This window comes from Tepidiphilus baoligensis, from assembly GCF_012911495.1.
In the GTDB taxonomy this organism is placed as follows: Bacteria; Pseudomonadota; Gammaproteobacteria; order Burkholderiales; family Rhodocyclaceae; genus Tepidiphilus; species Tepidiphilus olei.
The window spans coordinates 134,593-157,807 of sequence record NZ_JAAAUB010000002.1 but is presented as its reverse complement, the minus strand read 5'-3'; the positions used below and the strand labels follow the sequence as shown (position 1 = coordinate 157,807).

General features: G+C 64.5%; 23 protein-coding genes. 6 read left to right on the top strand and 17 right to left on the bottom strand.

The annotated features are described in order from the left end of the window. Positions 1 to 20: 20 nt before the first annotated feature. On the bottom strand, positions 21 to 299 hold the full coding sequence (gene grxC / locus GV368_RS02535; RefSeq protein WP_178086727.1) for a glutaredoxin 3: 279 nt from the start codon (positions 297 to 299) through the stop codon (positions 21 to 23). Next, positions 296 to 727, bottom strand: a complete 432-nt coding sequence (locus tag GV368_RS02530) for a rhodanese-like domain-containing protein (RefSeq protein ID WP_142804603.1) — start codon at positions 725 to 727, stop codon at positions 296 to 298. Before GV368_RS02530 ends, grxC begins: the two co-directional genes overlap by 4 nt. A gap of 130 nt (positions 728 to 857) precedes the next feature. Between GV368_RS02530 and gpmA the strand changes: the two genes are divergently transcribed. The 4 genes from gpmA to GV368_RS02510 all read left to right on the top strand — a co-directional run bounded on the left by gpmA (position 858) and on the right by GV368_RS02510 (position 5,335). After that, positions 858 to 1,607, top strand: coding sequence for a 2,3-diphosphoglycerate-dependent phosphoglycerate mutase (gene gpmA / locus GV368_RS02525; protein WP_142804604.1), 750 nt, complete (start codon positions 858 to 860; stop codon positions 1,605 to 1,607). Between the two features lie 25 nt (positions 1,608 to 1,632). Then, positions 1,633 to 2,955, top strand: a complete 1,323-nt coding sequence (locus tag GV368_RS02520) for a murein hydrolase activator EnvC family protein (protein WP_169115204.1) — start codon at positions 1,633 to 1,635, stop codon at positions 2,953 to 2,955. A gap of 170 nt (positions 2,956 to 3,125) precedes the next feature. Further along, entirely contained in the window at positions 3,126 to 4,571 is a 1,446-nt protein-coding gene (locus GV368_RS02515; RefSeq protein WP_169115203.1) for a S41 family peptidase, read from the top strand. Between the two features lie 5 nt (positions 4,572 to 4,576). After that, positions 4,577 to 5,335, top strand: a complete 759-nt coding sequence (locus GV368_RS02510) for a TOMM precursor leader peptide-binding protein (protein ID WP_169115202.1) — start codon at positions 4,577 to 4,579, stop codon at positions 5,333 to 5,335. Here GV368_RS02510 and ribD read toward each other — a convergent pair. From ribD to GV368_RS02480, 6 genes are read right to left on the bottom strand one after another with little or no spacing between them, the layout of a single operon-like run. Next, entirely contained in the window at positions 5,300 to 6,412 is a 1,113-nt protein-coding gene (gene ribD, locus GV368_RS02505) for a bifunctional diaminohydroxyphosphoribosylaminopyrimidine deaminase/5-amino-6-(5-phosphoribosylamino)uracil reductase RibD (protein ID WP_235933634.1), read from the bottom strand. The genes GV368_RS02510 and ribD overlap by 36 nt on opposite strands. Continuing rightward, entirely contained in the window at positions 6,387 to 6,899 is a 513-nt protein-coding gene (gene nrdR, locus GV368_RS02500) for a transcriptional regulator NrdR (RefSeq protein ID WP_142804608.1), read from the bottom strand. Before nrdR ends, ribD begins: the two co-directional genes overlap by 26 nt. A gap of 12 nt (positions 6,900 to 6,911) precedes the next feature. Further along, the gene (gene glyA / locus GV368_RS02495) at positions 6,912 to 8,162 is read right to left on the bottom strand and encodes a serine hydroxymethyltransferase (RefSeq protein ID WP_169115200.1); all 1,251 of its coding nucleotides are present in this window, start codon (positions 8,160 to 8,162) and stop codon (positions 6,912 to 6,914) included. 53 nt (positions 8,163 to 8,215) lie between these two features. Next, positions 8,216 to 8,884, bottom strand: coding sequence for a histidine phosphatase family protein (locus GV368_RS02490; RefSeq protein ID WP_142804610.1), 669 nt, complete (start codon positions 8,882 to 8,884; stop codon positions 8,216 to 8,218). 1 nt (position 8,885) lies between these two features. Next, positions 8,886 to 10,094, bottom strand: a complete 1,209-nt coding sequence (locus GV368_RS02485; protein WP_169115198.1) for a pyridoxal-dependent decarboxylase, exosortase A system-associated — start codon at positions 10,092 to 10,094, stop codon at positions 8,886 to 8,888. A 17-nt stretch (positions 10,095 to 10,111) separates the two neighbouring features. After that, positions 10,112 to 11,707: an acyl-CoA ligase (AMP-forming), exosortase A system-associated gene (locus GV368_RS02480; RefSeq protein ID WP_169115197.1), complete on the bottom strand. Its 1,596-nt coding sequence runs from the start codon at positions 11,705 to 11,707 to the stop codon at positions 10,112 to 10,114. 54 nt (positions 11,708 to 11,761) lie between these two features. Between GV368_RS02480 and GV368_RS02475 the strand changes: the two genes are divergently transcribed. Then, a complete protein-coding gene (locus tag GV368_RS02475; RefSeq protein ID WP_206673221.1) occupies positions 11,762 to 12,031 on the top strand; it encodes an acyl carrier protein in 270 nt (89 codons plus the stop codon). 114 nt (positions 12,032 to 12,145) lie between these two features. On the opposite strand, the gene argB is transcribed toward GV368_RS02475, so the two are convergent. Genes argB through GV368_RS02430 form a run of 9 tightly spaced genes read right to left on the bottom strand, consistent with a single transcriptional unit; the run spans position 12,146 to position 21,818 of the window. Beyond that, positions 12,146 to 13,048 (bottom strand): acetylglutamate kinase, encoded by a 903-nt coding sequence (gene argB, locus GV368_RS02470; protein WP_142804613.1) that lies wholly within the window; start codon positions 13,046 to 13,048, stop codon positions 12,146 to 12,148. Between the two features lie 16 nt (positions 13,049 to 13,064). Further along, entirely contained in the window at positions 13,065 to 14,858 is a 1,794-nt protein-coding gene (aspS, locus tag GV368_RS02465) for an aspartate--tRNA ligase (protein WP_169115196.1), read from the bottom strand. A 22-nt stretch (positions 14,859 to 14,880) separates the two neighbouring features. Next, a complete protein-coding gene (locus tag GV368_RS02460; protein WP_142809376.1) occupies positions 14,881 to 15,519 on the bottom strand; it encodes a DUF502 domain-containing protein in 639 nt (212 codons plus the stop codon). 33 nt (positions 15,520 to 15,552) lie between these two features. Next, complete coding sequence (locus GV368_RS02455) at positions 15,553 to 15,825, bottom strand: FmdB family zinc ribbon protein (RefSeq protein WP_142804615.1); 273 nt, start codon at positions 15,823 to 15,825, stop codon at positions 15,553 to 15,555. Between the two features lie 50 nt (positions 15,826 to 15,875). Further along, a complete protein-coding gene (locus tag GV368_RS02450; protein WP_169115195.1) occupies positions 15,876 to 16,739 on the bottom strand; it encodes a prepilin peptidase in 864 nt (287 codons plus the stop codon). Further along, on the bottom strand, positions 16,736 to 17,947 hold the full coding sequence (locus tag GV368_RS02445) for a type II secretion system F family protein (protein WP_142809268.1): 1,212 nt from the start codon (positions 17,945 to 17,947) through the stop codon (positions 16,736 to 16,738). The genes GV368_RS02450 and GV368_RS02445 overlap by 4 nt, the downstream gene beginning before the upstream one ends. Before the next feature lie 21 nt (positions 17,948 to 17,968). After that, positions 17,969 to 19,666: a type IV-A pilus assembly ATPase PilB gene (gene pilB / locus GV368_RS02440; protein ID WP_169115194.1), complete on the bottom strand. Its 1,698-nt coding sequence runs from the start codon at positions 19,664 to 19,666 to the stop codon at positions 17,969 to 17,971. After that, positions 19,663 to 20,988, bottom strand: coding sequence for an HlyC/CorC family transporter (locus GV368_RS02435; RefSeq protein ID WP_169115193.1), 1,326 nt, complete (start codon positions 20,986 to 20,988; stop codon positions 19,663 to 19,665). Before GV368_RS02435 ends, pilB begins: the two co-directional genes overlap by 4 nt. 8 nt (positions 20,989 to 20,996) lie before the next feature. Then, positions 20,997 to 21,818 carry a cytochrome C assembly family protein gene (locus GV368_RS02430; protein ID WP_178086726.1) on the bottom strand — a complete coding sequence of 274 codons (822 nt, stop codon included), beginning with the start codon at positions 21,816 to 21,818 and terminating at the stop codon, positions 20,997 to 20,999. A gap of 39 nt (positions 21,819 to 21,857) precedes the next feature. On the opposite strand from GV368_RS02430, the gene ffh reads away from it, so the two are divergent. Beyond that, complete coding sequence (ffh, locus tag GV368_RS02425; protein WP_142804621.1) at positions 21,858 to 23,213, top strand: signal recognition particle protein; 1,356 nt, start codon at positions 21,858 to 21,860, stop codon at positions 23,211 to 23,213. Positions 23,214 to 23,215: the final 2 nt, after the last annotated feature.

Genomic DNA, 23,215 nt, shown 5'->3' with positions numbered 1-23,215 from the left:
TGGGATCCGAAAAGAAAAAATCAGGAGGAGGGAATGCCTTGCAGCAGGGCATCGAGTTTGCCCTGGCGCTCGAGTTCGTAGAGATCGTCGCAGCCGCCGACGTGCGTCTCGCCGATGAAGATCTGCGGGACGGTGCGCCGACCGGTGAGGCGGATCATCTCGTCGCGTTGCTCGGGATCGCGGTCGATCAGGATCTTTTCGATTTCGCTCACCCCTTTACGGCGCAGCAGCTGCTCGGCCCGGACGCAGTAGGGGCAGACCTGGCTCGCATACATGCGTACTCTGGGGGACCCGCTCATTTCTTCTTCCTTTGAGTCTCGCTTTCTAGAGGCAGCCCGGCTTTCTGCCAGGCAGCGATGCCGCCTTCGAGATTATAGACGTGCGGAAAACCGGCGGCGCGCAGTTTCTTGCAGGCGGTGGCCGAGCGCAGGCCGCTATCACAATAAAGGATGAGGTGGCGTGAGCGCAAGGCTTCGAGTTTGCGATCTTCAGGGATGCGATCGGCGGGGATCGAGATCGCATTGGGCAAATGCCCTTTGCGATAATCGGCTTCGGGACGGATGTCGATCAGGACGGCATCTTGACGGTTCACCATGATGACGGCCTGAGCGGGAGTGACGCGGCTGGTGTCGGTGGCACTGCGTATCGTCTCGATGAGCCACCACAGGCCGCTTGCCAACGCGAGCAAGGCCCAATGCCAGTTTTGCACGAGAAATTCCTGCAACATTGCCTCCTTTCACGACGGGATAGGACGACGCACGGGCGACGGCTGCGATAAAATGCTCGGCTCGATCGTGATGTGCATCTGCCGTCGCCAGAGCGTCGATCGAGGTGTCCAATCATATCAGAGGATGATCATGTACAAGATCGTGCTGTTGCGTCATGGCGAGTCCGTGTGGAACAAGGAGAATCGTTTCACGGGCTGGACCGACGTCGATCTCACCGAGAAAGGCGTCGAAGAGGCGCGCGCGGCCGGGCGTCTGCTGCGCGAGCAGGGATTCGCCTTCGATCGGGCGTTTACCTCGGTGCTGAAACGGGCGAACAAGACGCTCAACATCGTGCTCGAAGAACTCGATCAGCTATGGTTGCCGGTGGAGCATTCCTGGCGGCTCAACGAGCGTCACTACGGTGCGCTGCAGGGGCTGGACAAGGCCGAGACGGCGGCCAAATACGGCGACGAGCAGGTGCTGCTGTGGCGCCGCTCCTACGATGTTCCGCCGCCGCCGTTGCCCGAGGGTGATCCGCGCATTACCGCCGACGATCCGCGCTACCGCGATCTGCCCAAGGCCGAGTTTCCCCGCACCGAATGCCTCAAGGATACGGTGGCGCGCTTCGTGCCCTACTGGCAGACGGTGATCGTGCCGCGCATTCTCGCCGGGGAACGTATCCTCATCGCGGCGCATGGCAACAGCCTGCGTGCGCTCATCAAGTATCTCGACGAGGTGTCGGACCAGGACATCGTCGGGCTCAACATTCCCACGGCTCAGCCCCTCGTCTATGAGCTGGACGAGAGCTGCCGGCCGCTCAAGAGCTATTACCTCGCCGACGAGGAGACGATCAAGGCGCAGCAGGCGGCCGTGGCGGCGCAAGGGCGCGCGAAAAAGTGAAGGGCACCGGGCGGACGACGCGTCGATGAACGTCCGGAGGGTTGCGGCAAGGCTGATCGGGTTCGCGTGGTTCGTCCCTTTCGGCTGGCTCGCGCATCCGGTCGGGACGTGGGCGGATGAGGGGTTGGGGGAGAAACGCTCCGAGCTCCAGAGTCTGCAGCAGGAGATGCAGCGTATCGATCGTGAGGTGCGTCAGACCGAGGACAAAAGACGGCAGATCGAAGCGAAGCTGAAAGAATCGGAGCGTGCGGCCAACGCCTCGGCGCGCAAACTGGAGCGCTTGCGCACCGAAGAGGCGACCCTGTCGGCGCGGATCGCCGAAAACGAGGCGACATTGGCGGAGCTGGAGCGCTCGATTGCGCAGCATCAACAGGAAATGGCCGCCTGGGCAAGGGCGTATTACCGCCAGCAGCGCCCACTCGATCCGCTCCTTTCGAGCGAAGATCCCGCCGAAGTGGGGCGGCGCGTGCATTACCTGCAGATCCTGGCCGCCGACCGGGCCCGGCGTATCGCCGCCTTGCGTGAGCAGCAATCCCGTGCAGTGGTGCTGAGCAGAGAACTCGAACGCCGTCGGGAGCGTTTGGCACGAGTCCAGGAAGAAACGGCCCGAGAGGCCGAGCGCTGGCAGGTGCTGGCGCAGGAGCGGCGGCAGTTGCGTGAGGCGTTGGCGCAACAGGTTCAGGCGGCCAAGGATCGCAAGCGCGAGATCGAGGCGGATGCTGCCGCACTCACCCGCCTGGTGCGTCAGCTGGAAGCTCAGGAACGCGCTCGGCGCGAGGAAGCCCAGCGCCGGGAAAGGTTGCGACGTGAGGAGGAAGCTCGGCAGGCACGCGAGCGGCTTGCGTCCAAACCGATGGCGCGGGATGCAGAAAGCGGACCAGCCGCCGAAGGGACGCGGGGGCGTATGGCCCAAACCACGGCCCGGGTCCTCGCCGATGAGTCTGCTGCGGGGCAACCGCTCTCGGGCTTGCGCGGGCGCTTGGGCTGGCCGACCGAAGGTGGGGTGCAGGGGCGATTCGGCGCGGCCCGCCCTGAAGGTGGAACCTGGCGAGGACTGTTCATCGCCACCGATGCCGGGCAGCCCGTGCGGGCCGTGGCCGATGGGGTGGTCGCCCACGCCGATTGGATGCGCGGTTATGGTAATCTGATCATCCTCGACCATGGGGGTGGTTATCTCACCGTCTATGCCAACGTCGACTCGATGTTGTACGAACCGCAACAGCGGGTAAAAGCCGGAGAGACGATCGCCACCACGGGATCGAGCGGTAACATGGGACGCTCGGGGTTATACTTTGAAATCAGGCATAATGGCGAACCGCAGGATCCACTGCGTTGGATCCGGCGGTGATACACTCGGGTGCCTCGAAAAACCGTCACGAGCGGTTGCAGAGCAAGGAGCCCGGCGCACGGAATGCAAGACCCATCGAATGGAAGGGCGAGCAACCGAGCATCGGAGCACCGTGCCATGCGGCCAGGCAGTAGGTCATTCGAGGCTCCCACTCGATCGAGGTGAGTCGAATGCGACGCTGGATTAGTCGGATTTCCCTGTTGGTGGTTGGAATCGTGGGCGGGGCGTTGCTCACGTTCAATTTCTCGGCTTTGGCGGAGCGTAACGCCACTTCCGCTTTGCCCCTGGAAGACCTGAGGGCGTTTGCCGAGGTCTATGATGCAGTCAAGAAGGCGTACGTCGAGCCGGTAGAGGATCAAAAGCTCATCAGCGAAGCGATCCGGGGCATGGTGAGCGGCCTGGATCCCCATTCGGCCTATCTCGATCCGGAAGAATACCAGGAGCTGCAGGTCGGCACCCAAGGCGAGTTCGGTGGCCTGGGAATCGAAGTCGGCATGGAAGATGGCTTCGTCAAAGTGGTCTCGCCGATCGAGGATACTCCGGCGTTTCGTGCCGGGATCAAGACGGGTGACCTGATCGTGAAAATCGACGAGACGCCAGTCAAGGGGATGAGCTTGCGCGATGCGGTCAAACGCATGCGGGGCAAACCCGGTACCAAGGTGACGCTCACGATCGTACGCGAGCAGGTCGACAAGCCCATCGTGCTCACGATCACGCGCGAGGTGATCACCGTGCGCAGCGTCAGGAGCACGCGTGACGATACCATTGCCTACGTGCGCATCACCCAATTCCAAGAAAACACGGGCCCCATGCTCGTCGAGCACCTGAGCAAGCTGCGCCAGGAAGGGGCGGTCGATGGATTGATCCTCGATCTGCGTAACGATCCGGGTGGGTTGCTCAATGCGGCGATCGGGGTGTCCGGTGCCTTCCTGCCCGAGGATGCCGTAGTGGTCAGGACCGAGGGGCGTTTGCCGGATTCACGGCGCGAATACCGCGTGCGTCCCTCGGACTATCTGCGTGGGCCACGGGAGCGCGATTATCTCGCCAATTTGCCAACGGAATATCGAACCTTGCCGATGGTGGTCTTGATCAATGCAGGTTCCGCCTCGGCCTCCGAGATCGTGGCCGGAGCGTTGCAGGACCATGGTCGGGCGAAGATCTTCGGAACGCGCTCGTTCGGCAAGGGTTCGGTGCAAACCATTCTCCCGCTCAACAACGGCGCAGCGCTCAAGCTGACCACCGCGCTTTACTATACGCCGAACGGCCGTTCCATCCAGGCCAAAGGCATCGAGCCGGATTTCGTCGTCGAGGAAACCGAGAATGGATCGGTTCGTGCGCTGCGTGAGGCCGATCTGCAGCAGCATCTCGAGCTCGATCGCGATGGGGTCAGACGTGCTCCCGCGGGACGCTCGGAGGGTGTGGGTACTGGTGCCGACGAAGGATCGACTTCGCCCGAAGAATCGAGTCTGCCTCCCCGATTCGAGTTTGGTTCGAGCGAAGATCGTCAATATCAGGCAGCGCTGAAGTGGTTGCGCGAAGGGGTCGTACCCGCTTCGGTGAGCGCCGAACCATCTGGCGCCGTGAGCAAGCAGGGCGAAAAAGCGCCCCTGAAGTGAGAACGATGGATGACGCGGCGCTGCTGCGCTACAGCCGACATCTGCTCCTGCCCGAGATCGGTATCGAAGGGCAGGAGCGCATCGGGCAGGGCAAGGCGTTGATCGTCGGAGCGGGCGGTCTGGGTTGCCCGGCGGCGTGGTATCTCGTCTCGGCCGGCATCGGCCGGCTGTTTATCGCCGATGATGACGTGGTCGACGAGACCAATCTGCAGCGCCAGATGCTCTACGACGCGACCTCGGTCGGTCAGCCCAAGGTGCTGGCGGCGCGGGCGGCGCTTGCTCGCGTCAATCCGCTGGTCGAGATGGTGCCGCTGCAGGCGCGGCTCGAAGGGGATCGCCTGGCGCAAGCGGTGGCAGAGGTCGATCTGGTGCTCGATTGCAGCGACAACTTTTCCACGCGCCACGCCGTCAACCGCGCATGTGTAGCGGCGGGAAAACCGCTTTTTTCCGGCTCGGCGATTCGTTTCTCGGGACAGATCGCCGTGTTCGACCGGATAGGGCAGGGTGGGGCGTGCTACCGCTGCCTTTTCCCCGAAGAGGCCGAGGACGAGGAGCTGCGCTGTGCCGTGATGGGCGTGTTCGCGCCGCTCACCGGTCTCATCGGCACGGCGCTTGCCGCCGAGGCGATCAAGTGGCTCGCGGGCCTGGGGGCGGCGCTTTCCGACCGGCTCGTGCTCTTCGATGCCTTGACGATGCAGTGGCGCACCTTGAACGTGGCGCGCGACCCTTCATGTCCGGTCTGCGGGGCGCAGGCGCAGGCGTAGGTCTTCACCGAGGCGTTTCGTTTCTTGCAGGCGAAAGCGGGGCGCTAGAGCGAGCGTGGCCGGTTCGGGCAGCGCAAAGAGACCGCGCGCGCCATTACCCAACACGCAAGGGGCGGCGTAGTGCAGCCATTCGTCGACGAGACCGGTGGCAAGGAACGCGGCGTTCGCCGTCGCACCGGCTTCGATCAAAACTTCGTTGATGTCGTGCGCTCCTAGCCACTGCGCGAGCGCTTCGAGTGCGACACGCCCGTCGGCGTCGGCCGGCAGCCGGATGATGCGATGCCCCAGGGCTTCGAGGCGGGCGCGTTTCTCCACGTCTTCCCGCACCGTGAAAATCCACACCGGTTCGCCTTGCAGCAGGCGGGCGGATTCGGGCAGGCGCAGGCGGCTGTCGAGCACGGCGCGGCGCGGCGCGCGTCGGCAGGGGACGTGGCGCACTGTGAGCTCGGGATCGTCGGCGAGCACGGTGGCGATCGTCGTGAGCACGAGGCAGGAGCGGGCGCGCCAGCGGTGGACATCGCGCCGGGCGGCTTCGCCCGTGATCCAGCGGCTGCGCCCGTCGGCGAGTGCCGTGCGCCCGTCGAGCGTGGCGGCGGTCTTCAGGCGAAACCAGGGGCGGCCCTGGGTCATGCGGGTGAGAAAACCCCGGTTGAGCTCGGCGGATTCCGCGGCGCACAGCCCGACGTCGACGGGGATGCCGGCCTCGCGCAGTCGTTCGATCCCTTTGCCGGCCACGCGGGGATTGGGGTCTTGCAGGGCGATGACGACACGCCCTACGCCGGCGGCGATGAGGGCGTCGGCACAGGGCGGAGTGCGGCCGTGATGGCTGCAGGGTTCGAGCGTGACGTAGCACGTGGCGCCGCGTGCGGCCGCTCCGGCCTGGCGCAGGGCGTGGATCTCGGCGTGCGGCTCGCCGGCGCGCTCGTGCCATCCTTCGCCGAGCAGCCGTCCGTCGGGGGAGACGATGACGCAACCGACGCGCGGATTGGGCGTGGTGGTCTCCAGCCCCTTGCGCGCGAGCCGTAGCGCCCGGCGCATCCAGTACGGGTCGTCAGGAACGGACGAGGTCGGCGGCATCGTCGTCGGTGTTCTTCTCGCTGCGCTTGCGTCGGGCGCTCGCCTGCACGTCGCGAATGAGCTCGGCGAACTTGCCGACGTCCTCGAAGTTGAGGTAGACCGAAGCGAAGCGCACGTAGGCGACTTTGTCGAGGCGCTTCAAGGCTTCCATCACCATTTCGCCGATCATGGTACTGGGGACTTCGCTCGCGCCGCTCGACAAGAGCTCCGCTTCGATGCGCTCGATCGTGTGTTCGATCGTCTCGGCGGGCACGGGACGCTTGCGCAAGGCTAGCCGCAGACTGGCGGCGAGCTTTTCCCGATCGAAATCCTCGCGCGAGCCGTCGCGCTTGACGACGACCGGGGGCTTGAGGTCGACCCGCTCATAGGTGGTGAAACGGCGCTGGCAGTTGGCGCAGCGGCGACGGCGGCGCACGACGCTGCCGTCTTCGCCCTCACGCGTGTCGAGCACCTGGGTGTCCGTGTCACCACAAAAAGGGCATTTCATCGCGGAGGAAAATCAAGGCTCGTAGACGGGGAAACGGCGGCAGAGATCGGCCACTTGTTCCCGTACCCGAGCGAGCACGGTTTCGTCGTTGGGCGCTTCGAGCACGTCGGCGATGAGGTGCGCCACCCGTTCGGCTTCGAGTTCGCTGAACCCGCGGGTGGTCATGGCCGGGGTGCCGATGCGGATGCCCGAGGTGACCATGGGTTTTTCCGGGTCGTTGGGGATGGCGTTCTTGTTGACCGTGATGTGGGCCCGCCCCAGCGCCGCTTCGGCGTCCTTGCCGGTGACGCCCTTGGGACGCAGGTCGACGAGGAAGAGGTGCGACTCGGTGCGCCCGGAGACGATGCGCAGCCCCCGCTCTTCCCCCAGCACCCGCGCCATGACCTGGGCGTTGAGCACGACTTGTTCCTGATAGCGCTTGAATTCGGGGCTCATGGCCTCCTTGAAGGCAACGGCCTTGGCAGCGATGACGTGCACGAGCGGGCCGCCTTGCAGACCGGGGAAGATGGCGGAGTTGATCGCCTTTTCGTGCTCGGCTTTCATGAGGATGACGCCGCCGCGCGGCCCGCGCAGCGTTTTGTGCGTGGTGGAGGTGACGACGTCGGCGTGCGGTACGGGATTGGGATAGAAACCGGCGGCGATGAGACCGGCGTAGTGGGCCATGTCGACCCAGAAGATCGCGCCCACATCGCGGGCGACCTTGGCAAAACGCTCCCAGTCGATGCGCAGAGAATAGGCCGAGGCCCCGGCGACGATGATTTTCGGTTTGTGTTCGTGGGCCAGCCGCTCCATGCGGTCATAGTCGATCTCCTCGCGCTCGTCGAGCCCATAGGCGACGACGTTGAACCATTTGCCGGAGAGGTTGAGCGGCATGCCGTGCGTGAGGTGCCCGCCTTCGGCCAGGCTCATGCCCATGATGGTGTCGCCGGGCTTGGCGAAGGCCATGAGCACCGCCTGATTGGCCTGCGAGCCCGAGTGGGGCTGCACGTTGGCCGCTTCCGCGCCGAAGAGTTTCTTCAGCCGCTCGATGGCCAGCCGCTCGATGACGTCGACGTGTTCGCAGCCGCCGTAGTAGCGCTTGCCGGGATAACCCTCCGCGTACTTGTTGGTGAGCTGCGAGCCCTGCGCCTGCATGACGGCATAGGAGACGTAGTTTTCGGAGGCGATGAGTTCGATGTGCTCTTCCTGCCGGCGGTTTTCGGCTTCGATCACGGCGAAGAGCTCCGGGTCGACCTGGGCGAGGCCATCGGCTTTGCGGAACATGGGGGACTCCGTCGGGGTTCGGAAACGGGAAATTCTAGCATGGGGCGCCGTGATCACATGGCGGCGATCTCGTCGCGCGCCGGCGCTTCGAGGTGAGAGGTCTCGGCCCAGGCGAGGAGCTCGCGCGTTCGCCCCCAACGTACCCACGACAGGCCGCAGTTGGGGATGGGGAAGTCGCGCTTGCGCTCGAGCGGCAGTCCCTCGACGTGCCGACGCACGGCATCGAGCACGCCGCCGTGGGTGACGATGAGCACGGCTTCGCCGCGATGGGCGCGGGCGAGTTCGTCGAGCGTGCGGCCGATGCGGGCGAACGTTTCGCTGAGCGCTTCGCCGCCGACCGGTCGATAGTGAGGGTCTCGGCTCGCGTAGCGGGCATAACCATGAGGATCGAGCCGTTCGGCTTCTTCGGGCAAGAGCCCCTGGAAGTGGCCGCAGTGTCGCTCGCGCAGGCCCGGATGGGGCTGAAGGGGCGCATCTGCGCCGAGGATGAGGCGGGCGGTTTCGAGGGTACGCGCGAGGTCGCTCGCGTAGTGCGCGGCAAAGGGGATTCCGACAAGGGCACGGCGCACGGCCAGCGCCTGGCGGCGACCGGTGTCGTTGAGCGGCACGTCGAGATGCCCCTGGATGCGCTTCTCGCGGTTCCAGTCGGTTTCGCCGTGGCGAACCAAACAAAAGAGCGCGTCGTCGCCATCGGGCAACGGAAAAGGGAGTGTTCGTTTCATTTTATACGAGGGTTTCGATCACGTCGGGATGGGAGAGGAAGGCGCGAGGACTTGCGCTCGCGCCGTAAGCACCAGATTGATAGACCACGAAGAGATCACCAGGTTCGGCCGGCGGTAACGGCACCTCTTGGGCGAGGATGTCGAGCGGGGTGCACAGCGGTCCAACCACGGTGACCCGTTCGCTCGCCGGCAGGTGCATCTTGTTGCCGATCGCCACGGGGTAGTTTTTGCGGATCACTTGACCGAAGTTGCCGCTCGCGGCCAGATGCTGGTGCAGGCCGCCGTCGACCACGAGAAACGTCGTGTCGCGCGAGCGTTTCTTGTCGAGCACGCGGCAGACGTAGAGACCCGCTTCGCCTACGAGGTAGCGCCCCAGCTCGATGACGAGTTCGGTCGCGGGCAGGAGACGGTGCAGCTCGGCGGCGAGCGCGCGCAGGTTTTCGCCCACCGGTTCGAGCGCGAGGGGCTGCTCGCCGGGAAAATAAGGGATGCCGAAGCCGCCGCCGAGGTTGAGCCAGCGCGGCGGTACAGGCAGCTGCTCGGCAAGCCGGACGAGGCGCTCGAAGGCGGCGCGCTGCACGGCCACGAGCGCTGCGGCATCCAGGATCTGCGAGCCGGCGTAGAGGTGCAACCCCTGGAGGGCAAGGCCGGCGGCATGCAGAGCTTCGAGTATGACCGGGGCGCGCTCGAGGTCGATGCCGAAGGGTTTGGCCCCGCCACCCATCTTCATGCCGGCGCGCTTGAGCTCGAAATCGGGATTGAGCCGCAGCGCGAGGTGCGGTGCGATGCCGAGCGACTCAGCGTGGGCGAGCACGCGCGACAGTTCGCGTTCGGATTCGAGGGTGATCGTGATCCCTGCGGCCAGCGCTTGGCGCAGTTCTTCTTCCCGTTTGCCCGGACCGGCAAAGGCGATGCGCTCGGCTGGCATGCCGCAGTCGAGCGCGAGTGCCATCTCGCCGGCGGAGGCGACGTCGAACCCGTCGGTCTCGCGTGCGAGCAGCGCCACGAGCGGCGGGAAGGGATTGGCCTTGAGGGCATAGTGCAGGCGCACCTCGGGGCCGATCGCCTCGCGCACGCGGGCCACGCGCGCACCTATCCGGCTTCGGTCGTAGGCGTAGAAAGGAGTGCGGCCGACGCGCTCGGCAAGCCGGGTGAGCGGCAGGCCGCCCACGGTGAGCTCACCACGCGCGTCGACGGGGAATTCGTTCATCGGCGCGTGTTCCGGGATCATGCTCGTGCCTGGGTCTTGGCGTGCCGGGCGAGCCGCTCGCGGATCGCCGGGCGGTCGAGCTTGCCGTTGGGGTTGCGCGGCAGTGGATGATCGGACACGAGGAAGACGTGTGGTACCTGGTAGGGGGGCAGGTGCTGGCGGCAATGGCGACGCAAGGTTTCCGGATCGAAGGGTTCGACCGCCGGTTGCAGCGCCACGGCGATGATTTGGCCGAGCCGCTCGTCTTCCAGCCCGCAGGCGCAACACTCACGCACGAGCCCGGAGGCGAAGAGCGCCTCTTCGATCTCGGTGGGGCTGACGCGGTAGCCGGAGGTCTTGATCATCTCGTCGCGCCGCCCCGCAAAATAGAGATAGCCTTCTTCGTCGAGCCAGCCGTAGTCCCCGGAGAACACCGCCCACTCGCGTGCCGGCACTTGCGCCGGGCGCGGATCGACGGCGGCTGGTAAGGGTCGGAAACGCTCGGCAGTGCGCTCGGGGTCGTTCCAGTAGCCCTGCGCCACCAGGGGGCCGCGCTGGACGATCTCACCCACTTCGCGCGGGGCGCAGGGGGTGCCGTCGTCGCGCAGTACGAACACTTCGGCGTTGGGGATGGCGCGGCCGATCGAATCCGGGCGGCGGTCGATCTCTTCCGGCGGCAGGTACGTGGCGCGGAAGGCTTCCGTGAGGCCGTACATGAGGTAGGGTTTGGCTTGGGGCGCGAGGGCGCGCAAGCGCTCGAGCGTGCGCCGCGGCAGTTTTCCGCCGGTGTTGGCGAAATAGCGCAAGTGGGCGGTGACCGTAGCCGGCCAGTCGAGCTCGGCGAGCGCCACCCACAGCGGCGGCACGGCGGTGAGCCCCGTGACGTGCTCGCGCTCCAGGGTGCGCAGCACGTCGACGGGCAGCAGGTAGTTGAGCAGCACCACGCGCGCCCCGGCGCAGAAAGCCGTGGTGAGCTGGGAAAAACCCGCATCGAACGAGAGCGGCAGCGCCGCGAGCAGTACGTCGTCCGGGGAATTTTCCAGATAGCTCGCCACCGATTGGGCGCCGGCGACGAGATTGCGATGCGACAGCACCACCCCTTTGGGGCGTCCCGTGCTGCCGGAAGTGTAGAGGATGGCGGCGACGTCATGCTCCGTGGCGGGCGGTGCGGCGAAGGTGCCGGCCTGCGCCAGGCACTCATGCCAGGAACGGGCCTCTGGCGGCGTACTTTGTCCCGCTTCCTCCACGGCGAGCGCGAGCGGTGCGATGCCATCGGGCCAAGGTAGCAGGGTGCGCAGCCGCGTCGGGGCGGTGACGAGGCAGCGTGCGCCGCTGTCGCGCAGCAGATAGTGCACCTGCTCGGCCTTGAGGAGCGGATTGATCGGCACGAAGATGGCGCCGGCGGCGGCTGCGCCGAAACAGGCGATGACCGTCTCGGGTCGTTTGTCGAGCCAGACGGCGACACGATCGCCGCGCCGAATACCCAGCGATTGCAGCGCCGCGGCGCAGCGTTCGATCTCCCGCGCGAGTCGGGCGTACGTGAGATGTTCGTTGCCGGAAGTGAGCGCCCGCGCTTCGGGGCGACGTTCGGCGTGGTACCGTGGCAGATGCCACAGCAGGAGCGGTGGATGCATCGCGGTGCGACCTCCCGTTATAATCATCGTTTCGCCACATCCGGGCGAGGATGCATGAAGGGGATGGGTTTGGACGTCGAACGCAGAGTGCGTGAAATCTTGGGCGAGGCGCTCGAATTGCCGCCGGAGCGCTTACAGACCCTGGGGCGCGAGAGCGCGCTTTTGGGGGCCGTGCCCGAGCTCGACTCGATGGGGGTGTTGGCCGTGATCCATCTCCTCGAAGAGCGTTTCGACTTCATCATAGGCGACGACGAGATCGACGGCACCACGTTCGCCACGCTGGGTTCGCTCATCGACTTCGTGGCTGAGAAACTCGGCGACTGAACCCTGGCACATCGATCCGCCGGGCGGTTTGATCGTGGCGTTGCGCCTCGTGCGCCTCGCGGTTTCTCCCGGCTGTGGCAATCCCTTCACGGGCTCTGTGTCGCCGGTTTCTCTTCATTCGGCACGAATCATGGTGCCGACCCCTTGGTCGGTGAGGATCTCGACGAGCAGCGCATGCGCGACGCGTCCGTCGATGATGTGCACCGAGCGCACGCCGTTCCTGGCCGCCTCGAGCGCGGAGGCGATCTTGGGCAGCATTCCGCCCGAGAGCGTGCCGTCGGCCACCAGTTCGTCGATCCGGCTCGGCGTGAGCCCCGTGAGGAGATTGCCGTTCTTGTCGAGCACGCCGGGCGTGTTGGTCATGAGGATGAGCTTTTCGGCGCGTAGCACTTCGGCGAGTTTTCCGGCCACCAGGTCGGCATTGATGTTGTAGGTTTGCCCTTCTTCGTCGACGCCGATCGGAGCGATCACCGGGATGAAGTCACCGCGATCGAGGAATTGGATGATCGCGGGGTCGATGGCGCTCACTTCACCCACTTGGCCGATGTCGATGAGCGATTCGCCGTCGTCTCGCTGGCGCAGGCGCATACGGCGCGCGCGGATGAAGCCGCCGGCGTCCTTGCCGGTGAGCCCGACCGCTTTGCCGCCGTGCCGGTTGATGAGGTTGACGATCTCCTTGTTCACCTGACCGCCCAGCACCATCTCGACGACGCTCATGGTCTCGGCGTCGGTGACGCGCATCCCCTGGATGAATTCCCCTTTCTTGCCGATGCGGGCGAGCAGCTGCTCGATCTGCGGTCCGCCGCCATGCACCACCACCGGGTTCATGCCGACGAGCTTGAGCAGAACGACGTCGCGCGCGAAGCTATCTTTGAGGCGTTCGTCGGTCATGGCGTTGCCGCCATACTTGATGACGAGCGTCTTGTCGAAGAACTGGCGGATGTAGGGCAAGGCTTCGGAGAGCACGTCGGCTTTCTGCGCGGCGGTGAGCGGGGCGTCGGAGGTTTCCCGGGTCATGGCATCGTCCTTGGCATCAGGCGTTCTTGGCTGGTTTTTCCGGTTCGACACGCAGGCGGATGTGCAGCTCGCGCAGCTGTTTCTCATCGACCGGGCTGGGGGCCTGGGTGAGCAGGCACTGGGCGCGCTGCGTTTTGGGGAAGGCGATCACGTCGCGGATCGATTCGGCGCGCGCCATCATCGCCACGATGCGATCCAGGCCGAAGGCGAGGCCGCCGTGGGGGGGCGCGCCGTACTTGAGCGCGTCGAGCAGGAAGCCGAACTTGGCGCGCGCCTCTTCCTCGCCGATACCGAGTACGGCGAAGACGCGCCGCTGCACTTCCTCGCGGTGGATGCGCACCGAACCGCCGCCGACCTCCCAGCCGTTGAGGGCGAGGTCGTAGGCCTTGGCGCGCACGCTGCCCGGGTCGGATTCCAGTCGCTCGAGGTCTTCGTCCTTGGGCGAGGTGAATGGATGGTGCAGCGCCACCCAGCGTTTCTCTTCCTCGTCGTATTCGAACATGGGGAAATCGGTGATCCACACCGGCGCCCAGTCGGCTCCCGTGAGAAAGCCTTTTTCGTGCCCGATCTTGGTGCGCAGCGCCCCCAGGGCATCGTAGACCACCTTGGGTTTGTCGGCGCCGAAGAAGATGAGATCGCCGCTTTGCGCGCCGGTGCGCTCGAGGATGGTCCGCAGCGCCTGCTCGTGCAGGTTCTTGACGATGGGGGATTGCAAGCCGGTTTCGTCGGGGCGGCTCGCGTCGTTCACCTTGATGTAGGCGAGCCCCTTGGCGCCGTAGATGCCGACGAATTTGGTGTAGTCGTCGATCTCACCGCGGGTGAGCTGCGCCCCGCCGGGGATGCGCAGCGCCATCACCAGCCCGCCCGAGTTGGCCGGGCCGGAGAAAACCTTGAAGGCGACGTCGCGCACCGCGTCGGTGACGTCGGTGAGCTCCAGCGTCACGCGCAAGTCGGGTTTGTCCGAACCGAACCGCGCCATCGCCTCGGCGTAGCTCAGGCGAGGGAAGGGATCGGGCAGCTGTACGCCGAGCGCTTCGCCGAAGACCTCGCGGATCATGGCTTCGGCGAGCGCCGTGATCTGCGCTTCCGTCATGAAGGAAGTCTCGATATCGACCTGAGTGAATTCGGGCTGACGGTCGGCGCGCAGGTCTTCGTCGCGGAAGCACTTGGTGATCTGGTAGTAGCGATCGAACCCCGAGACCATCAGCATCTGTTTGAAGAGCTGGGGGGACTGGGGCAGCGCGAAGAAGTGCCCTGGATGCACGCGCGAAGGTACGAGGTAGTCTCGCGCGCCCTCGGGGGTGCTGCGCGTGAGCATGGGCGTTTCGATGTCGATGAACCCCTGTGCGTCGAGAAAGCGGCGAAAGGCCCGGGCGGCGCGGTAACGCAGCATGAGGTTGGTTTGCATCACGGGGCGACGCAGATCGATGACGCGGTGCGTCAGGCGAACGGTCTCGGAGAGATGGGATTCGTCGAGCTGGAAGGGCAGGGGTGCGGCGGCGTTGAGCACTTCCAAATCACGGCACAGCACCTCGATTTCGCCGGTGGGCAGATTCGGGTTCTCGGTACCCGCGGGGCGGCGGCGCACCGTACCGGTGACGCGCACGACGTATTCGTTGCGCAGGGATTCGGCGGTGTGGAAGGTTTCGGGGGAGTCGGGATCGCAGACGATCTGCACCAGACCTTCGCGGTCGCGCAGATCGAGGAAGATGACGCCGCCGTGGTCGCGTCGGCGATGGACCCAGCCGCACAGGGTGACGGTCTGATCGAGGTGTTCGGCAGTAACCTGGCCGCAATAGTGGGTACGCATGGAGTTCCGTTTTCTTTTTTCGTCAGACAGAAGGGGGAAGATCCGCCGGAGGCGGGACGGGTGAGCGGGTTTTCGGATTGAGCGTGCCGAGAGAGATCACGTATTTCAAAGCCTCGTCGATCGACAAATCGAGGGGAATGACGTCGCGTGCCGGCACGATCAGGAGGAAGCCCGAAGTCGGGTTGGGCGTCGTGGGAACCATCACGGTGAGAAAGCGACCGTGTTCATTCAGATTGCCTACCGTCTCGGGGGCGGGTTCGCCAGTGACGAAGGCGATGGTCCAAGTGCCGTGCCGGGGATATTGCACGAGGACGGCAGTGCGAAAGGCCTGTCCCGTATCGGAAAAGAGCGTCTCGGAGACTTGCTTCACGCTCGCGTAGATGCTCTTGACGATGGGGATGCGATGGATGAGGGCTTCCCACAGCCGGATCAGGCGCTGCCCCAAGACGTTGGCCGCCACTAGCCCGGTGAGAAAGACGATGGCCACGGCCATCACCACCCCCATGCCGGGAATGCGCCGTCCTAGCAAGGCATCGGGTCGCCAGGCATGGGGTAGCCAGTCGACGATGGCATCGATCGTGCCCACGATCCAGCTGAGCACCACGAAAGTGACCACGATGGGCAGCCACACCAGCAACCCGGCGATGAAATAGCGTCTCAGATGCATGGGGGTGGAGGATCCAGGCTACCGGAATCAATGGCACGCGCAGGATGCACCGCAGCCGCCTTCAGTCGCCGTGGCCGGTGCCTTCGATGCTTCGCTGGAGGGGTTACTGGACGCTCCTCCTCCCTTGAAATCGGTGGCGTACCAGCCGCTGCCTTTCAGCTGGAAACCAGCGGCAGAGACGAGTTTGGCGTACTGCATGCTGCCGCAATCGGGGCAGCGTTCGAGCGGCGCCTCGCCGAGTTTCTGCAGATGCTCGTGCCGGGTGCCACAATCGTTGCAACGGTATTCGTAGATAGGCATCGCAGATCTCCTGGAAAGGAAAGAACACCTGTCGGGACGAATCGGCAAGTCTACCGCAAAATGGGGGCGCCGATCCACCATTGCAAGAGGTCAGCCCCCCACAGCAGTGTTACTGCTCCGCCGGCAGCAAGGAAAGGGCCGAAAGGCAGGGGTTGCCCTTGTCCCAGATGTCCGAGCGTCTTGAGCGCGATTCCAACCACGGCGCCCGTGAGCGAGGCGAGCAGGAGAACGAGGGGAAGGGCCGTCCAGCCGAGCCAGGCGCCGATCGCGGCGAGCAGCTTGAAGTCGCCATAACCCATGCCCTCTTTGCCCGTGAGGAGCTTGAAGAGCCAATAAATGCTCCACAAGATCAGATAACCGGCGACGGCGCCCAGCACGGCCTCGGGCAAGGAAGCGAAATGCTCCTGCAGGTTGACCAGCAGCCCCGCCCACAAGAGAGGCAGAGTCAGATCGTCCGGCAGCAGGCGCGTGTCGAGATCGATGAAGGCGAGCGCGATCACACACCAGAGAAAACCAGCCCCGGCGAGTGCCTGCCAGCCCATGCCGAAGCGCCACAGTGCGGCGAGCGCCGCGAGCGCCGCGAGGAGCTCCACGAGGGGGTAGCGCCAGCCGATGGGGGCTCGACAATGGCGGCATCGCCCACGCAACACGAGCCAGCTCACCAGGGGGACGTTCTCCCAGGCGGAAATGGCATGGCCGCAGTGCGGGCAGTGCGAAGCCGGTCGCGCGAGGTCGTAGCGCGCTCGAGGCTCGAGCGGTAGCCCCAGGATTTCGCGCGCCTGCGCCTGCCATTGTTGCTCCAGCATACGAGGTAAGCGATGGATCACGACGTTGAGGAAACTCCCCACCATCGCGCCGACGACGAGCGCGGCGAGCAGTTGCACGCTCCAGGGCAGGACGGCCGCTGCGCTCATATGGTCTGGGCCATTTTGAAGATGGGAAGGTACATGGCCACGACGATGCCGCCGATGACGACCCCCAGGAAGACCATGATCACCGGTTCGAGCAGCTGGGAGAGCGACGCGACCGCCTCATCGACTTCGCGTTCGTAATATTCCGCCACCTTGCTGAGCATGGAATCGAGTTGCCCCGACTCTTCCCCGATCGAAATCATTTGCGTGACCATGGCCGGGAACACACCGGTTTCGGCCATCGCCACGGTGAGCGAGATACCCGAAGTGACTGCCTGGGTGATTTTTTCGGTGGCTTCACGGTAGACGATGTTGCCGGCGGCGTCTCCCACCGAGACGAGCGCCTCGTTGAGCGGCACGCCGGCGGCGAACATGGTGGCGAGCGTCCGGGTCCAGCGTGCGATGGTGGCTTTGCGGACGATCTCGCCTACGACGGGTAGGCGCAAGATGGATCGATCGACGAGGGCGCGGAACGCCGGAGATCGCCGATGCAACAGGGTGAGACCGACCATGATCAGGATCACCGCGCCCAGCATGACGTACCAGTTGGCGACGAAGAATTCCGACATGTCGATCACGATCTGGGTCGGAGCGGGGAGATCGGCGCCGAAGCTGGTAAAGATGTCCTTGAACTGCGGGATGACGAAGATCATCATGACCGCGATGACGATCATGGCCACGACCACGACGGCGGCAGGATAGAAGAGTGCCGATTTGATCTTGCCTTTGATTGCCAGGATTTTTTCCTGGTAGGTTGCCAGGCGCTCGAGCAGGTCGTCGAGGATACCGGCCTGCTCGCCGGCAGCCACCAGCGAGACGAAGAGCCGATCGAAGTACAAGGGGTGTTTGGCAAAAGCTGCCGCCAGGCTGGAGCCGGCCGCGATGTCTTCGCGGATGAGATTGAGTAATCGCGTCAGGGCTGGATTAGTCGAGCCCTTGATGGCGATGTCGAAGGATTGCAGCAGCGGCACGCCCGCCTTCATCATGGTGGAGAGCTGACGGGTGAAGAGGACCAGATCCTTCTCGTTGATGCGCCCGCGGCGTTGCTTGATCTTGGTGATCCTGGTGACGATCACGCCTTGCCGGCGCAGGGCCGTTCGCGCCGAAGCTTCGCTCATGGCGCGGATCTCCCCGCGGGCGGGTTTGTTCTGAGCGTCCTTACCTTCCCAGCTGAACAGCAGCTCTTTGGATTTCGCGGTCGTAGCAGCCATGGAGAACCTCTCGCAACGGGATCAATCGTTGGTGGCGGCAAGCACTTCGGTGAGCGAAGTGATGCCGTGTTTGACTTTCAGAAGCCCGGATTGCCTCAAACTGCGGACGCCTTCGCTCCGTGCCTGGGCCTCGATCTCCATGGCCGAAGCATTGGCCATGACGAGGCGTTGGATGGAATCGCTGATCGGCATCACTTCATAGATCCCGGTGCGCCCCTTGTAGCCCGAGCCGCGGCACTTCTCGCAGCCGACCGGACCGTAGGGTTGCCAGTCGCCATCGAGTTCGTCTTCAGTGAAACCGGCCGAGATGAGGGCCTCGAGCGGTACGTCGATCGGTTGCTTGCAGGTACAAAGACGCCGTACCAGTCGCTGGGCGGTGATGAGGATCACCGAGGAAGCGATGTTGAACGGGGCGATCCCGATGTTGCGCAGCCGCTCGACGGTGCTGGGCGCATCGTTGGTGTGCAGGGTGGAGAGGAGCAAGTGGCCGGTCTGGGCTGCCTTGACCCCGATGTCGGCGGTCTCCAGATCTCGGATCTCACCCACCATGATGATGTCCGGATCCTGGCGCAGGAAGGCGCGCAAGGCCGAGGCGAAGGTCAAGCCCACCTTGTCATTGATGTTGACCTGATTGATTCCGGGCAGGTTGATCTCTACCGGGTCCTCGGCAGTGGAGATGTTGACTTCCGGTTTGTTGAGCAGATTGAGGCAGGTATAGAGCGAGACGGTCTTGCCCGAGCCGGTGGGGCCCGTGACGAGGATCATGCCGTAGGGGCGCTCGATCGCCTCTAAAAGTGCTGCTTTTTGCTCTGGCTCGTAACCGAGGGCGTCGATGCCGAGCATCGCCTGGCTCGCATCGAGGATGCGCAGCACGATCTTCTCACCCCACAGAGTGGGTAGGGTGGAGACGCGGAAATCGATCGATTTGTTCTTGCTGAGGGTGAGCTTGGTACGTCCATCTTGGGGAATGCGTTTTTCCGAGATGTCGAGCCGGGAGATGATCTTGAGGCGGGCGGAGATCTTTTCTTTGAGCGCCAGCGGCGGGCGAGCGATCTCGCGCAACACGCCGTCTTGGCGCACCCGGACGCGGAAGAATTTCTCGTAGGGCTCGAAGTGGATGTCGGAGGCGCCTTCATTGATCGCGTCGATCAGGATCTTCTGTATGAAGCGTACCACCGGGGCGTCTTCGACGTCGACTTCGGATTCCTCCGCGGCCGTACTCTCCGTGCTGAGGGAGACCTCCTCATACAGCTCGTCGGTTTGAATGAGGGTAGAAAGCGCATTGGTGGTCGATTCGTAGAATTTTTCACAAAAACGGGCGAGGGATTGAGCCGGGGCAACGACGAGCTCGATCGACATGCCGGTCTGAAATCGGATTTCGTCGTAGACACGCACCTGGGTGGGGTCGGCCACGGCGATCACCGTTTTCCCTTTGCGCTGCGACAAGGCGACGATCTGGTAGCGACTGGCGATCTGCGGATCGATCAGTTTGCGTGGCAAGACGTCGGGATTGACGGCCTCGATGTCCAATACGGGCAAACCAAACGTCTCGGCCGCGAACTGGGCGACCTTGCGCTCGTCGAGTGCATCCGACTTGATGAGGGCGAGCAGCAGGGCGTTGGGTCCATCATCCGCTTTGGCTTGAGCCTGTTCGACCGTTTTCTCGTCGATCCAGCCTTTCTGGATCAGGGCCCGTACCAAACCCGTCTTTTCCGTCATCGTCCTTCCTCACTGGATTCAGTGGCATCGCGCTCATCCGCATCGGTTCTGCCGGACGAGGGGGCGTAAATGCGGACCGATCTTATTCGGCGATCATGGCATTGTAAAACCTCCAGGCGTACGTCGCCAATACGCAGGGATACTTCCGATTCGGGGATCTCCTGGAGATATTCGAGAATGAGCCCATTGAGGGTCCTGGGGCCAGCGGTGGGCAGGTTCAGTCCGAGCATCTGGTTGATGTCCCGTACGGGGGTGGCCCCGTCGACGATGACCGTTCCGTCTTCCTGCCACTGCAGCAAGGCGTCGCTACCGGGGCGACTGGTGGTGAATTTTCCCACCATCTCCTCGATGATGTCGTCGAGCGTCACCAGCCCCTGGAGCTCGCCATATTCGTCGACCACCAGCGCCAGCCGTTGGTGATGTTCCTGGAAGAACTGCAATTGCGTCATGGCATTGGTGTCTTCCGGCACGAAGTAGGGCGGCGAGAGGCTGCGGCGGATGGATTCGCGGGAGAATCCCGCGGTGAGCGTCTCGGCGAGGAGCTGGCGCACGTGCAAAATGCCGAGTACCTCGTCGGGATTGCCTTCGATCACCGGCAGCCGCGTATGGTAGGCGGTGGCCAGTTGCGCCCGTAGGGTCTCTTCGTCGTCGGTGAGATCGAGAAATTCGATCGCCTGTCGTGGGATCATCACATCGGCTACCGTGATGCGCTCGAGATCGAAGAGTTTGAGCAGCACGTCGCGGTGCTTTTGGGAACGCAAGACGCGGGATTCGAGAACGAGGCTGCGAAGCTCCTCCAGGCTCGGGTCCTGAGGTGCGGCTCGGTGCGGCAGACGCAGCAGCCACAGCAGTGCCCTGACGAAGAGATTGACGAAATTCACTACGGGTCCGAGCAGGCGCAGCAAGACCGTGAGCGGATAAGCGACGTAGGGCGCGAGGAGGTCGGCATAGCGCGCGCCGATCACTTTCGGCGTGATCTCGGAAAAGACGAGGATGAGGAAGGTCAGCGAGAAGCTGCCCACGGCGAGCATCGCCTCGTTCTGGCCGAAGAGCTCGATGGTGATGACCGAGGCGAGGGTTGCAGCCCCTACGTTGATCGCGTTGTTTACGAGCAAGATCACGCTCAGCATCTGCTCGGGGTGTGCGATGAGTGTCACGGCCAGTCGTGCACCTCGCTCGCCATGCTCTGCCCGGGCTTTCAGGCGATAGCGGTTGGTCGCCATCATCACGGTTTCGCTCATGGAGGACAGGCCCGAGGACAAGAGCAACAAGGCCAGGCCGAACCATTGCCAGAACAGATCGGCGGGGAGCGGGGCATCCATCGGAGGCGTCACCGGCGCTGCAGGAGGTATTCGAGGACGAAATGAGTGCCGAGGTAGGCAAGCACGAGGGTGATGAAACCGGCCCACGTCCAGCGCAGGGCCACGCGCCCGCGCCAACCCCAGGTTCGTCGCCCCAGCAGCAAGATGCCGAAGATGGCCCAGGCGAGCAGGGTGAATACCGTTTTGTGGTCGGAGCGCAAGGGCTGGCCGAAGAGTGTCTCGGAAAAAACGACGCCGGTGAGCACCGTGATCGTGAGCAGCACGAAGGCCACGCCGATGACGCGAAAGAGGAGCGACTCCATCACGAGCAACGGTGGCATCCGCCCGAGCCAGGCGACGGGATCGCGTCGGTGCAGGGCGCGTTCGAGGACCGACATCAGCACTGCGTGCAGCGCTGCGAGCGTGAAGAGCGCGTAGGAGAGCAACGCTACCACCAGGTGCAGGCGCAGCCAGGGGTTGTCGGCGGCCACGGGCGTGGCCGGCAAGGGCAGCCAGGGCACGAGCAAACACACCAGGGCGGCGATGGGGGTGAGCAGAATATAGAGCCAACCGATGGGGGCGTAGAAGGATTCGATCCAGAAAAAGAGGGCGGCAAGCCATACCGTGAGCGAGAGCGCCGGCGCGAACCCGAGCCGCAATCCTTGGTCCGAGAGCAGCAAGGTGGCGGCGCCCCAGCCGTGCGCGAGGATGGCTGCGGTGAGTAGCACCCGGTCGAGCGGGCGCGGGCAGCGGCTACCTTCTTCCGGCTGACGATGGCAACGCCGCCCGACGGCGATCGCCCCGAGGCCATACAAGAGGAAGGCCAGCAGATGGGGTAGAATCGAATCCATGATCCTAGTTTACTCGAAGAATGCCGAGGTTTTGCGCCCATGCTCGACAACCTGACGCAAAGACTATCCAAAGTCGTCAAGACGCTGCGCGGCCAGGCGCGGCTCACGGAAGACAACATCCAGGAGGCGCTGCGCGAAGTGCGCATGGCGCTGTTGGAAGCCGACGTGGCCCTGCCGGTGGTCAAGGACTTCATCGCCCGCGTCAAGGAAAAGGCCGTCGGCCAGGAGGTGATCGGTTCGCTCACGCCGGGCCAGGCCCTCATCGGGGTGGTGCACGACGAACTCGTGGCGCTGATGGGCGGCCAAAGCGAGGGGCTCAAGCTCGAGGCGCGCCCGCCCGTCGTCATCCTCATGGCGGGTCTGCAGGGGGCGGGCAAGACGACTACCGTGGGCAAGCTCGCCAAGTGGCTCAAGGAAGAAAAACGCAAGAAAGTGCTGGTGGTCTCCACCGACGTCTACCGCCCGGCGGCGATCGAGCAGCTGCGTACGGTGGCCGAACGGGCCGGGGTCGACTTCTTTCCTTCCTCGCCCGAGCAGCAGCCCGAGGCGATCGCACGGGCGGCCAAGGACTGGGCCGAGCGGCATTTCCACGACGTACTGTTGGTGGACACCGCCGGCCGGCTGGCGATCGATCAGCCGATGATGGACGAGATCAAGGCGTTACACGCGGCCTTGAACCCGACCGAGACGCTCTTCGTGGTCGATGCCATGCTGGGGCAGGACGCGGTCAATACGGCGCGTGCCTTCAACGAGACCCTGCCGCTCACCGGCGTGGTGCTCACCAAGCTCGACGGGGACGCGCGCGGCGGGGCGGCGCTGTCGGTGCGCGCCGTCACCGGCAAGCCGATCAAGTTCGCCGGGGTGGGAGAGAAACTCGCGGGGCTGGAACCGTTCCATCCCGACCGGATGGCGAACCGCATCCTCGGCATGGGCGACATCCTCGGTCTGGTGGAAGAGGCGCGGCGCACCGTCGACGAGCACAAAGCCAAGGAGCTCGCGCAGAAACTGCGCACCGGCAAGGGGTTCGATCTCAACGATTTCCGCGAGCAGATCGTGCAGATGCGCAAGATGGGTGGCATCGGGGCCTTGCTCGACAAGCTGCCGGCCCAATTCGCCCAGGCGGCCGGGCAGCTGCAGGGGGGCATGGAGGAAAAAGCGATCTCGCGCATCCAGGGCATCATCGATGCCATGACGCCGCAGGAGCGCGCCAATCCCGACATCATCAAGGCGAGCCGCAAGCGGCGCATCGCCGCCGGCGCGGGGGTGACGGTGCAAGAGGTCAATCGCTTGCTCAAGCAGTTCGACCAGACGCAGCGCGTGATGAAGCAGTTCTCCAAGGGCGGGATGGGCAAGGTGATGCGCGGGCTGCGCGGCGTGATGCCGCGGCTGCACTGAGG

Excerpts from the sequence above, each read along its gene's own strand:
- argB (WP_142804613.1), bottom strand. The coding sequence starts at position 13,048 with ATGACCCGGGAAACCTCCGACGCCCCGCTCACCGCCGCGCAGAAAGCC.
- GV368_RS02520 (WP_169115204.1), top strand. The coding sequence starts at position 1,633 with ATGAACGTCCGGAGGGTTGCGGCAAGGCTGATCGGGTTCGCGTGGTTC.
- GV368_RS02445 (WP_142809268.1), bottom strand. The coding sequence starts at position 17,947 with ATGGCTGCTACGACCGCGAAATCCAAAGAGCTGCTGTTCAGCTGGGAA.
- GV368_RS02490 (WP_142804610.1), bottom strand. The coding sequence starts at position 8,884 with ATGAAACGAACACTCCCTTTTCCGTTGCCCGATGGCGACGACGCGCTC.
- GV368_RS02510 (WP_169115202.1), top strand. The coding sequence starts at position 4,577 with ATGGATGACGCGGCGCTGCTGCGCTACAGCCGACATCTGCTCCTGCCC.
- glyA (WP_169115200.1), bottom strand. The coding sequence starts at position 8,162 with ATGTTCCGCAAAGCCGATGGCCTCGCCCAGGTCGACCCGGAGCTCTTC.
- nrdR (WP_142804608.1), bottom strand. The coding sequence starts at position 6,899 with ATGAAATGCCCTTTTTGTGGTGACACGGACACCCAGGTGCTCGACACG.
- GV368_RS02450 (WP_169115195.1), bottom strand. The coding sequence starts at position 16,739 with ATGAGCGCAGCGGCCGTCCTGCCCTGGAGCGTGCAACTGCTCGCCGCG.
- GV368_RS02475 (WP_206673221.1), top strand. The coding sequence starts at position 11,762 with ATGAAGGGGATGGGTTTGGACGTCGAACGCAGAGTGCGTGAAATCTTG.
- ribD (WP_235933634.1), bottom strand. The coding sequence starts at position 6,412 with ATGCCGCCGACCTCGTCCGTTCCTGACGACCCGTACTGGATGCGCCGG.
- aspS (WP_169115196.1), bottom strand. The coding sequence starts at position 14,858 with ATGCGTACCCACTATTGCGGCCAGGTTACTGCCGAACACCTCGATCAG.
- GV368_RS02530 (WP_142804603.1), bottom strand. The coding sequence starts at position 727 with ATGTTGCAGGAATTTCTCGTGCAAAACTGGCATTGGGCCTTGCTCGCG.
- GV368_RS02485 (WP_169115198.1), bottom strand. The coding sequence starts at position 10,094 with ATGAACGAATTCCCCGTCGACGCGCGTGGTGAGCTCACCGTGGGCGGC.
- gpmA (WP_142804604.1), top strand. The coding sequence starts at position 858 with ATGTACAAGATCGTGCTGTTGCGTCATGGCGAGTCCGTGTGGAACAAG.
- pilB (WP_169115194.1), bottom strand. The coding sequence starts at position 19,666 with ATGACGGAAAAGACGGGTTTGGTACGGGCCCTGATCCAGAAAGGCTGG.
- GV368_RS02430 (WP_178086726.1), bottom strand. The coding sequence starts at position 21,818 with ATGGATTCGATTCTACCCCATCTGCTGGCCTTCCTCTTGTATGGCCTC.
- ffh (WP_142804621.1), top strand. The coding sequence starts at position 21,858 with ATGCTCGACAACCTGACGCAAAGACTATCCAAAGTCGTCAAGACGCTG.
- GV368_RS02455 (WP_142804615.1), bottom strand. The coding sequence starts at position 15,825 with ATGCCTATCTACGAATACCGTTGCAACGATTGTGGCACCCGGCACGAG.
- GV368_RS02480 (WP_169115197.1), bottom strand. The coding sequence starts at position 11,707 with ATGCATCCACCGCTCCTGCTGTGGCATCTGCCACGGTACCACGCCGAA.
- GV368_RS02435 (WP_169115193.1), bottom strand. The coding sequence starts at position 20,988 with ATGGATGCCCCGCTCCCCGCCGATCTGTTCTGGCAATGGTTCGGCCTG.
- GV368_RS02515 (WP_169115203.1), top strand. The coding sequence starts at position 3,126 with ATGCGACGCTGGATTAGTCGGATTTCCCTGTTGGTGGTTGGAATCGTG.
- grxC (WP_178086727.1), bottom strand. The coding sequence starts at position 299 with ATGAGCGGGTCCCCCAGAGTACGCATGTATGCGAGCCAGGTCTGCCCC.